Consider the following 10,553-nt stretch of genomic DNA (forward strand, 5'->3'; position numbering starts at 1 on the left):
TTTACATGACAATTAAGGTAATTATTGCAGGTTTTAAGGGAAAAATGGGCTCAACAGCGGTTGAGATGGTCAAGGGAGATGCAGACCTTAGTCTAGCTGCCTTGGTAGACCCATTTGCCACTGAGACAGAAGTGGATGGCGTGCCAGTTTTTAAGACAAAAGAAGAAGTTGCAGAGCTAGATGTTGATGTCTGGGTGGATTTCACCACGCCAAAATTTGCCTATGAAAACACACGCTTTGCTTTGGAGAATGGCTTTGCGCCAGTAGTTGGAACGACTGGATTTACACCGAAAGAAATCGACGAACTGACTGCACTTTCGGCTGAAAAAGGCTTGGGTGGCTTGATTGCGCCAAACTTTGCTATCGGGGCTATCTTGCTCATGCAATTCGCAACACAGGCTGCTAAGTATTTCCCTAATCTGGAAATCATCGAATTGCATCATGACAAGAAAAAGGATGCTCCAAGTGGAACAGCTATTAAGACTGCCGAGTTGATTTCGCAAGTCCGTCAGGCGCAGCCACAAGGTGCAGCCGATGAAGAAGAGTTGATTGCCGGAGCTCGTGGTGCAGAATTTGATGGATTCCGTATTCATTCTGTTCGCTTACCAGGTCTGGTGGCCCACCAAGAAGTGATTTTCGGTGCCCAGGGAGAAGGATTGACTATTCGTCATGATTCTTATGACCGTGTCTCCTTCATGAGCGGTGTCAATCTCGGTATCAAAGAGGTTGTCAAACGCCAGCAACTTGTATATGGTTTGGAACATTTACTATGAAATTAACACATCTGCCTTCTGAATTTCAGGAGGCTTTGCCGATTTTAGAGAAAATTAAGGCCGCAGGTTTTGAGGCCTATTTTGTGGGCGGATCGGTCCGCGATGCCATTTTGAGAAGAACCATTCACGATGTGGACATTGCAACATCCAGCTATCCGCAGGAGACCAAAGCAATCTTCCCACGGACCATTGATGTGGGGATTGAACATGGAACGGTCTTGGTTCTGGAAGGGCATAAGGAGTACGAAATTACGACCTTTCGGACGGAGGAGGATTACGTGGACTTCCGCCGGCCTAGCCAGGTTTCTTTTGTCCGTTCACTAGAAGAAGACCTCAGACGCCGTGATTTTACAGTCAATGCCTTTGCCTTGGATGAACATGCTCAGGTCATCGACTTGTTTTCTGGACTAGAAGATTTGGAGCAGAAGCGTTTGCGAGCGGTAGGAATCCCTGCAGAGCGATTCAATGAAGATGCCCTGCGAATCATGCGTGGTTTTAGATTTGCGGCTAGTCTGAACTTCGAGATTGAACCAGAAACATTTGAGGCCATGCAGGCAACAGCACCGCTCTTGGACAAAATCTCTGTTGAGCGAATTTTTATCGAATTTGATAAATTGCTGACGGCACCCCATTGGCGCAAGGGGCTGCAGGCTATGATTGATTCTAAAGCCTTTGATTTTTTACCAGATTTGGCTGGAAAAGGGCAGGAATTGGAGAAAATGCTATCTAGCTTGCAGGCAGATTTCATCTTTGAAACTTCTGAACAGGCCTGGGCCATGCTCTTTGCCTGTCTGAAAGTGGACAACATCAAGTCCTTCCTCAAAAAATGGAAAACCAGCAATGAATTTCAACGGACGGTCGTACAATTGGTGGAAATTTATCAGCACCGCCAGACAGGACCAGTGACCAAGCAGATGGCCTACGAATACGGTAGGACAATGATTGAACTGGTCGAAAACCTGCGTCAGGCTCTGGGGCTCTCGGTTGATTTTGAAGAGATTGCTCAACTCGATAAGGACTTGATTATCCATGAACGACATGAGATTGTTGTGAATGGTGGCATGATTATGAAGAATCTAGCTATCAAGCCTGGTCCTCTCTTGGGTCAGGTCCTAAATGCAGTGGAGTATGAGATTGTCGAGGGGAATTTGGCCAACTCAGAAGAGGACATTATGGCTTTTGTAAAGGAGTTTTTAAGCAATGAGTGATTTTATCGTTGAAAATTTGACTAAGTCTGTCGGCGACAAGACCGTCTTTTCAAAGATTTCCTTTATCATCCACCCAGGCGACCGCATTGGGATTATAGGGGTCAATGGCACTGGTAAAACAACGCTCTTGGATGTGATTTCAGGCAAGCTTGGTTTCGATGGAGATATTTCACCCTTTACCAGTAAGAATGATTTTCAGATGGCCTATCTGACCCAGGAGCCTGATTTTGATGAGAGCAATACCGTTCTGGACACGGTATTGTCATCCGATTTGCGAGAAATCCAGCTTATTCGCCAATACGAGCAGCTCATGGCAAATTATGACGATAAGAGTCAGGCTCAACTTGAAAAAGTCATGGCAGAGATGGATGCCCTCAATGCTTGGGAAATCGAAAGTCAAGTCAAGACGGTTCTGTCAAAATTAGGATTACAGGATGTGACCAGCAAGGTGGCGGATTTATCTGGCGGCCTGCGTCGCCGTGTACAGCTGGCTCAGGTTCTTCTGGGAAATGACGACCTCCTACTTTTGGATGAGCCGACCAACCACCTGGATATTGAGACCATTGAGTGGTTGACGACCTTTTTGAAAAACACCAAAAAGTCTGTCCTCTTTATCACCCATGATCGCTATTTCTTGGACAATATTGCCACACGCATCTTTGAATTGGACAAGGCCGGTTTGACCGAGTATCAGGGGAATTACCAGGACTATGTTCGATTAAAAGCGGAGCAGGACGAACGGGATGCAGCTCTCCGTCACAAGAAAGAACAGCTCTACAAGCAGGAGTTGACCTGGATGCGGAGACAGCCCCAGGCTCGTGCCACCAAGCAACAAGCCCGTATCAATCGTTTCCATGACCTCAAGAACCAGGTTCATCAAACTATTGATGACTCAAGTCTTGAAATCAATTTTGAAACCAGCCGAATCGGTAAAAAGGTTATTCAGTTTGAGCAGGTCAGCTTTTCTTATCCTGGAAAGCCGATTTTACAGGATTTTAGCCTGCTAATCCAAAACAAGGACCGTATCGGCATCGTCGGTGATAATGGTAAGGGCAAATCCACCCTGCTCAATCTGATTGCAGGCGACTTGCAGGCTGATGCAGGCAAGGTAGACATCGGAGAAACGGTTCGTATCGGTTATTTTTCTCAAGATATTCGTGGATTAGACGAGAGCAAGCGGGTCATCAATTTCTTGCAGGAAGTGGCAGAAGAAGCCAAGACTACATCGGGCATGGTGTCTATTGCTGAACTTTTGGAGCAGTTCCTCTTTCCGCGTAATACCCATGGTACACTGATTGAAAAATTGTCGGGTGGGGAGAAAAAGCGGCTCTATCTGCTGAAAATCCTTCTGGAACGGCCTAATGTCTTGCTTCTGGACGAGCCGACAAACGACTTAGACATAGCGACTTTGACAGTCTTGGAGCATTTCTTGCAAGGTTTTGCTGGTCCTGTCATCACCGTCAGCCACGATCGTTATTTCTTGGACAAGGTTGCTAATAAAATCCTTGCTTTTGAAGACGGTGGTATCCAGACCTTCTTTGGAAACTACACGGACTATCTGGATGAAAAGGCCTTTTTGGCTTCCAGCTCTGCTATTTCTTTGGAAAAACCAAAGGAGAAAATCGAGAAGGTCAGAGAGAACAAGAAGCGGATGTCCTATTTTGAGAAGCAGGAGTGGGCAACCATTGAGGATGAGATTGCTGGTTTGGAGGAGCGGATCGAAGCCATTGAGGCGGAAATGTTGACCTGTGGCAGTGATTTTACCAAATTGTCGGACCTGCAGAAGGAGCTGGACCAGAAAAATGAGCAGCTCTTGGAGAAGTACGAGCGCTTTGAGTATTTGAGTGAGATGGAGGGCTAGGATGAAAACTCTTATCATAGGCTACATGGCCCTTTACCTACTGGTCACATTGGTTTCAGCCCTTTATAGCTTTCTGAAAACCAAAAAGATGAACCTGCTGCGGCTGAGTTTGACATTTTTGGCAATGCTTGTGCTGGCAGTAACCCTTTATTATTACAGTCAAAGCTACCATGCCTTCCAGATGATTGGTTTTGCCCTTGGTTTTACCTTTATTTCTACGCTTTTTCTCTTCAATGGGACCAAGGAAGGAACTAATTTTATAGCTGCTATGTTGCTGAGTGTTGGGCGCTTTGTTCTCCATATTCAATTTCTAGTTCTGCTTTATCTTTTTAGATAAATTGTCCGTACAAGTTGTTTGAAAGGGCTTTACGAAAAGGTTTGCATTGTGGTATAATAGAGAAAATGAAGTGAGGTAATGATTATGTCAAAGAAAATTATCGGTATTGACCTTGGCGGTACATCTGTCAAATTGGCTATTTTAACGACTGCTGGCGAAATCCAGGAAAAATGGTCCATCAAGACCAACATTTTGGATGAGGGCAGCCATATCGTTCCGGATATTATCGAGAGTATCAAAGATCATTTTGAGAGCCACAATCTGACCAAGGATGATTTCTTGGGAATTGGTATGGGTTCTCCTGGCGTGGTCGATAGCAAAGCTGGTACTGTGATTGGTGCCTATAACCTCAACTGGAAGACCTTGCAGCTGGTCCGTGAACAGTTTGAGACCGCACTTGGTTTGCCTTTCTTTATTGACAATGATGCCAACGTAGCAGCTCTGGGTGAGCAGTGGGTCGGTGCCGGCGAGAATAATCCTGACGTGGTCTTCATGACGCTGGGAACTGGTGTCGGTGGTGGTGTTGTTGCTGCTGGAAATCTGATTCGCGGATCACGCGGTGCAGGTGGCGAACTTGGCCATTTGACGGTTGATTTTGAAGATCCTATCATGTGTACATGTGGTAAGCCAGGTTGCCTGGAGACGGTTGCCTCAGCGACAGGTATTGTCAATTTGACTCGCCGTTATGCAGCCCAGTATGCTGGTGATTCTGAGTTGAAGAAACTCATTGATGATGGTCAAGATGTGACAGCTAAGGATGTCTTTGACTTAGCAAAAACAGGTGATGACCTAGCTCAGATTGTCTACCGCAACTTTGCTCGCTATCTAGGAACAGCTTGCTCCAACATTGCAGTGACGCTAAACCCAGCCTACATTGTCATCGGTGGTGGTGTATCAGCTGCAGGCGATTTCCTCTTGGACGGTGTTCGCAAGGTCTTTGAAGAGACAGTCTTCCCACCGATTAAGGAATCAACTAAGTTGGCTCTTGCAACACTTGGCAATGATGCCGGGGTTATTGGTGCAGCGTCATTGGTTTTGAAATAAGTAAATCAGGCAGAGGAAACTCTGTCTTTTTTAGAAGAAAGGTTCTAATATGAATTTTAAAAAAACAAGCTCAACAGCTAAAAAAAGATTTGCCAGCCCTATTTTTATCAATCAGAGACAGGGAGACCCCTCTTGTCGCTAAATTTTTTGCAGGCTTAACCTTAATCTACGCCTTGTCGCCCATTGATTTAGTGCCAGATTTTATCCCAGTTTTGGGCTGTTTGGATGACATTATTCTATTGCCCTTATTGGTGGCCTTGACCATTCGATTTATACCCAAGGAAATACTTGACAATCACCGATTGGCCGCTGAGGACCTTTGGAAAGATGGCAAACCCAAGAAGTGGTACTATGGTCTTCCAATCATTTTTCTATGGGCCTTGATTATCTACGTCCTAGTAAAAGTTTTTAAGTAGCCTATCCGCTGTCACAGTTTTTAATTGTTTTGTCTTTCAAAACAAATCAGAATCATATATAATGAAAATGTAGAAATATTGATATTGCAAATTATCGGAGAAGGCGTTCTTTATTCGTGGCTATAGATGGCTGAAAGGTTCGAGGAGGTCTATCATGTCAAAAGATCATATCGTCCGCTATCAAGGCTATGTGCTGGTTTTGGGATTTTTACTCTATGCGACAATCTTCTTTCCTGCCCTAAATTTTCAATGGTTTAATACATTTGGTGTGTTTTTTGTTGGAGCAGTAGTATTGCCTTGGGCCATCTACACCAAGCAGATTCCCCACATGCTTATCTGTCTCTTTCTGATCATTAGCCCATTTTTAACATTTTACATTGGATTGTTATCGATGATCTTTGGTCCTTAAAAATTGGAGGTAAATCATGAAAAAATGGAATCTACACCAAGTTTCCCACTATCTACTTATAGCGGGGACCCTCTTTTGGTTATCAGGATTCTTTCTAGATAACTGGATTCGTCATTGGTTCTTCCCTTCTAGCTGGGGTTCTGTAGTTGTTTTTTACATCCTGCCACCGATTGGACTTGTAACGCTGATTTTGTCCTTCTTCACAAAGAAGGTGTGGCAGGCAGCTCTCTCCATTGCCTTTATCCTATCCTTTTTCATCACCATGTTCGTTGGTTACTTCTTGTTTGGTCCCTAAGAAAGGAGTAGCAGTATGCTAAAGAAAAGTTTGGATTTGTTTAGCTGTTTCATTATCGGCCTGGGATGTCTGATTTGGCTCAGTATATGGTTACCCATGGAAAATTGGTTTCATCTGGAAAAGTGGGCCTATACCGCATGTTTTAAAATTGTCCCCTTGCTGGGAATGGCTCTGCTACCAGTAGCTATCTATCATAAAAAGCCTAGACATACCATTATTGCCCTACTCTTCATCGTTTGCTATTTTCTGACCGCAACATTGGCCATGTATATGGGTAACACTTACCTCTTCACTCCATAGAACTCTAGCTTGCTTCTGGAATTTTTGGGTCAAAAAAAGTATAATAGTTGCATGACAAAAGCAGATATTATTTTTAAAGAAAACATTCATAAGATTATGGAAGAGGGCGTTTCTTCAGAAAATGCTCGCCCACGTTACAAGAACGGGAATGCGGCAAATTCCAAGTATATTACTGGCTCCTTTGCAGAGTATGATTTGAGTAAGGGAGAGTTTCCCATTACTACACTGCGTCCCATTGCTATCAAGTCGGCTATTAAGGAAATTCTCTGGATTTATCAGGACCAGACCAATGATTTATCGGTCCTTCAAGACAAATACGGTGTTCAATATTGGAATGATTGGGAAGTAGAAGGGACTGGGACCATTGGCGAGCGCTATGGGGCCATCGTCAAAAAGCACGATATTATTTCCAAAATTATTAAGCAATTGGAAGAAAATCCTTGGAACCGCCGCAATGTGATTTCTCTTTGGGATTATGAGGCCTTTGACCAATCGCCAGGCCTATTGCCTTGTGCCTTTCAGACCATGTTCGATGTTCGCCGAGTGGACGGAGAGATTTATCTTGATGCAACTCTAACTCAACGGTCAAATGATATGTTGGTAGCCCATCATATCAATGCTATGCAGTATGTTGCATTGCAAATGATGATTGCCAAGCATTTTGGTTGGAAGGTAGGGAAGTTTTTCTATTTCATCAACAATCTCCACATCTATGATAATCAGTTTGAACAGGCTGAGGAATTGCTCCGTCGAACGCCTTCAGAAATTGAGCCTCGTTTGGTCTTGAATGTCCCAGACGGTACCAATTTCTTTGATATTCGGGCAGAAGATTTTGAGTTGGTGGACTACAATCCAGTTAAACCGCAGTTAAAATTCGATTTAGCAATTTAACTGGATTAGCAGTGAAGAACTTCGTTCTTCTTATCTCCAACCTTCGAAGGTCTCCCAGACCTTCAAAGCCAGTTAGACCGCAGTTGAAGTTTGATCTTGCTATTTAAGTTGTAGGCAGTTTTTCAACAGCCTATATCTGCAACCTCTACCTCGCTTCTTTATTTTTATGCTTGGGCTGAAACAGTTCCTTGAACTAGCCACTCTTCTTTATCCCTGATTAGAGCTAGTTAATAACAGTGAACTTCAAGTCGGTATTACTAAAATTTTAGAGCCAGTTTCAATATTATAAAAATTTGCACTAGACCTACTTGGTAAGTGCATTTTTCATGTTTTTTTGATAGAATGATAGGACGGAAAGTGAGAGAAAATGACTAAAAAGATTGTTGCTATTTGGGCTCAGGATGAAAATGGTTTGATTGGAAAGGGAGATAAACTACCTTGGTCTTTACCAGCTGAAATGGCTCATTTTAAAGAAACGACAACTGGTCACACGATGGTGATGGGACGTATAACTTTTGATGGTATGGGCAAGCGTGCACTTCCAAATCGTCACACTATCGTTTTGACAAAGGATCAATCATATGTAGCGGAAAATGATCGGGTTACAGTTGTTCATAGTGTGGAGGAAGTGTTGGATTGGTATGCACATCAAGAGCAGACTTTATTTGTACTTGGTGGGAGTCAGATTTATATGGCATTTGCGGCATATATCGACCAATTGATTGTGACAGATATTCATGGTCAATTTGATGGAGATACCTTCTTTCCGAAAGATTTTCCGATGGAACAATTTTGCCTGCAGAAGAAAACACTCCGATTAAAAGATGAGGCAAATCCATTTGATTTTACTATAAAAACCTACGAAAGAAGAGAAAGTTAGGCATGGAGAGAAGTTTATTCGGTTTATTTACAGCATTTCTATGTGGAATATGCGTTCTTTGTGCAATTCAAGCCTTTAAAAAGAAACGATTTGGTTTAGCGATATTATTTTTATTGAATGCTTTTACCAATTTAGTCAATAGTATCCATGCAGTTTATGGATTTTTGTTTAGATAAGTGATATGAAAGAGGAGATAGATGGCTGTTAAGCATAATCATGAATTGATTTATTGCTCATTTTGCGGGAAAAATCAAGAAGAAGTTAAAAAAATTATCGCAGGGAACAATGTCTTCATTTGTAATGAGTGCGTGGAACTAGCACAGGAAATCATTCGTGAGGAACTGGCAGAAGAAGTTTTGACAGACTTGGCAGATACGCCAAAACCACAAGAATTGCTCAATATTCTCAATCATTATGTCATCGGTCAAGACCGAGCTAAACGTGCTTTGGCTGTGGCGGTGTATAACCATTATAAGCGCATTAATTTTCAAGATACCCGTGGCGAAGATGATGTGGATTTGCAGAAGTCTAATATCCTGATGATTGGTCCGACTGGTTCTGGTAAGACTTTCTTGGCCCAGACATTAGCGAAAAGCTTGAATGTACCATTTGCTATCGCAGATGCGACAGCGCTGACTGAGGCAGGTTATGTTGGCGAAGATGTGGAAAATATCCTTCTCAAACTTCTACAGGCGGCAGATTTTAATATCGATCGTGCAGAAAGAGGAATTATCTATGTGGATGAAATTGATAAAATTGCCAAAAAAGGTGAAAATGTGTCCATCACCCGCGATGTATCCGGCGAAGGGGTCCAGCAAGCTCTCCTGAAAATTATCGAGGGAACGGTTGCCAGTGTGCCACCTCAGGGCGGACGCAAACATCCAAACCAAGAGATGATTCACGTCGATACCAAGAACATTCTCTTTATCGTTGGCGGTGCCTTTGACGGCATTGAAGAAATTGTTAAACAGCGTCTGGGTGAGAAAATCATTGGTTTCGGTCAAAACAACCGTGCTATTGAAGAAAAAGATTCTTACATGCAGCACATTATCGCGGATGATATTCAGAAATTCGGTATCATTCCAGAATTGATTGGTCGCTTGCCTGTTTTTGCAGCTCTGGACCAATTGACTGAGGATGACCTGGTGCGTATCCTGACAGAGCCTCGAAATGCTCTTGTTAAGCAGTACCAGACCTTGCTTTCTTATGATGATGTCGAGTTGGAATTTGAAGAAGATGCTTTGCAGGAAATTGCCAAAAAAGCCATCGAGCGTAAAACAGGTGCACGCGGACTTCGTTCTATCATCGAAGAGACCATGTTGGATGTGATGTTTGAAGTGCCGAGTCAAGACGAGGTCAAGAAGGTTCGCGTGACAAAAGCAGCAGTAGACGGTGAAGGAAAACCTGAGCTAGAAACTGCCTAAAATTCGTCAGGAGGTGTCAATTGACCGCCTCCTTTTTCAGAGAAAGGGAAAAATATGGAAATCAATACCCATAATGCAGAGATTTTACTGAGTGCAGTTTCAAAGACCCAGTACCCAGATGATGATATTCCAGAGATTGCCCTGGCTGGACGGTCCAATGTTGGAAAATCATCCTTCATCAATACCTTGCTGGGGCGTAAAAACCTGGCTCGGACGTCAGGCAAACCTGGTAAAACCCAACAACTGAATTTTTATAATATCGATGATAAAATCCGTTTTGTTGATGTGCCGGGCTACGGTTATGCCAAGGTTTCCAAGACTGAGCGCGCAAAGTGGGGCAAGATGATTGAGGAATATCTGACCAGTCGAGATAATCTCCGCGTGGTGGTTAGTCTGGTAGATATGCGTCATGAGCCATCTGCCGATGATGTTCAGATGTACGAATTTCTAAAATATTATGAAATCCCAGTCATTGTCGTTGCTACTAAAGCCGACAAAATTTCACGTGGCAAGTGGAACAAGCATGAATCCATTATCAAAAAGAAATTGGATTTTGATAAGAATGACCAGTTTGTCGTCTTTTCATCTGAAACTCGACATGGCTATGACCAGGCCTGGGACGCTATTCTGAGTGAAATCGGCAAATTTCAATTCCGAGTTAGCCACCTATAAGAAATTCTCTCGGTGACTTGTAGCCCAAACATTTTTTGGGATA

Annotated in this window: 13 protein-coding genes; all 13 read left to right on the forward strand. The window is 43.2% G+C overall.

The window, feature by feature from the left end; all coding sequences use genetic code 11:
- Nucleotides 1–5 precede the first annotated feature (5 nt).
- Nucleotides 6–773, forward strand: a complete 768-nt coding sequence (dapB, locus tag ACHBID_RS04990) for a 4-hydroxy-tetrahydrodipicolinate reductase (protein WP_394731917.1) — start codon at nucleotides 6–8, stop codon at nucleotides 771–773.
- Complete coding sequence (locus ACHBID_RS04995; RefSeq protein WP_394731916.1) at nucleotides 770–1,981, forward strand: CCA tRNA nucleotidyltransferase; 1,212 nt, start codon at nucleotides 770–772, stop codon at nucleotides 1,979–1,981. Before dapB ends, ACHBID_RS04995 begins: the two co-directional genes overlap by 4 nt.
- Complete coding sequence (locus tag ACHBID_RS05000; RefSeq protein WP_394731915.1) at nucleotides 1,974–3,842, forward strand: ABC-F family ATP-binding cassette domain-containing protein; 1,869 nt, start codon at nucleotides 1,974–1,976, stop codon at nucleotides 3,840–3,842. Before ACHBID_RS04995 ends, ACHBID_RS05000 begins: the two co-directional genes overlap by 8 nt.
- Before the next feature lies 1 nt (nucleotide 3,843).
- Nucleotides 3,844–4,179 carry a hypothetical protein gene (locus ACHBID_RS05005; protein WP_170243196.1) on the forward strand — a complete coding sequence of 112 codons (336 nt, stop codon included), beginning with the start codon at nucleotides 3,844–3,846 and terminating at the stop codon, nucleotides 4,177–4,179.
- Nucleotides 4,180–4,263: 84 nt separating this feature from the next.
- Nucleotides 4,264–5,223, forward strand: coding sequence for an ROK family glucokinase (locus tag ACHBID_RS05010; RefSeq protein ID WP_105123379.1), 960 nt, complete (start codon nucleotides 4,264–4,266; stop codon nucleotides 5,221–5,223).
- Between the two features lie 89 nt (nucleotides 5,224–5,312).
- Nucleotides 5,313–5,639 carry a YkvA family protein gene (locus tag ACHBID_RS05015; protein ID WP_238140778.1) on the forward strand — a complete coding sequence of 109 codons (327 nt, stop codon included), beginning with the start codon at nucleotides 5,313–5,315 and terminating at the stop codon, nucleotides 5,637–5,639.
- Nucleotides 5,640–5,793: 154 nt separating this feature from the next.
- The gene (locus ACHBID_RS05020) at nucleotides 5,794–6,048 is read left to right on the forward strand and encodes a hypothetical protein (protein ID WP_394731914.1); all 255 of its coding nucleotides are present in this window, start codon (nucleotides 5,794–5,796) and stop codon (nucleotides 6,046–6,048) included.
- Nucleotides 6,049–6,064: 16 nt separating this feature from the next.
- Nucleotides 6,065–6,343 (forward strand): hypothetical protein, encoded by a 279-nt coding sequence (locus ACHBID_RS05025; protein WP_105123284.1) that lies wholly within the window; start codon nucleotides 6,065–6,067, stop codon nucleotides 6,341–6,343.
- A 15-nt stretch (nucleotides 6,344–6,358) separates the two neighbouring features.
- Complete coding sequence (locus tag ACHBID_RS05030; protein WP_394731913.1) at nucleotides 6,359–6,643, forward strand: hypothetical protein; 285 nt, start codon at nucleotides 6,359–6,361, stop codon at nucleotides 6,641–6,643.
- 51 nt (nucleotides 6,644–6,694) lie between these two features.
- Nucleotides 6,695–7,534, forward strand: coding sequence for a thymidylate synthase (locus ACHBID_RS05035; protein WP_394731912.1), 840 nt, complete (start codon nucleotides 6,695–6,697; stop codon nucleotides 7,532–7,534).
- Nucleotides 7,535–7,901: 367 nt separating this feature from the next.
- Complete coding sequence (locus tag ACHBID_RS05040) at nucleotides 7,902–8,414, forward strand: dihydrofolate reductase (protein WP_394731911.1); 513 nt, start codon at nucleotides 7,902–7,904, stop codon at nucleotides 8,412–8,414.
- Between the two features lie 197 nt (nucleotides 8,415–8,611).
- Nucleotides 8,612–9,838 (forward strand): ATP-dependent Clp protease ATP-binding subunit ClpX, encoded by a 1,227-nt coding sequence (clpX, locus tag ACHBID_RS05045; protein WP_394731910.1) that lies wholly within the window; start codon nucleotides 8,612–8,614, stop codon nucleotides 9,836–9,838.
- A 54-nt stretch (nucleotides 9,839–9,892) separates the two neighbouring features.
- Nucleotides 9,893–10,510 carry a ribosome biogenesis GTP-binding protein YihA/YsxC gene (gene yihA / locus ACHBID_RS05050; protein WP_394731909.1) on the forward strand — a complete coding sequence of 206 codons (618 nt, stop codon included), beginning with the start codon at nucleotides 9,893–9,895 and terminating at the stop codon, nucleotides 10,508–10,510.
- The last annotated feature ends 43 nt before the right edge of the window (nucleotides 10,511–10,553 follow it).

Source organism: Streptococcus sp. A25, from assembly GCF_043674095.1.
Taxonomy (GTDB): domain Bacteria; phylum Bacillota; class Bacilli; order Lactobacillales; family Streptococcaceae; genus Streptococcus; species Streptococcus suis_V.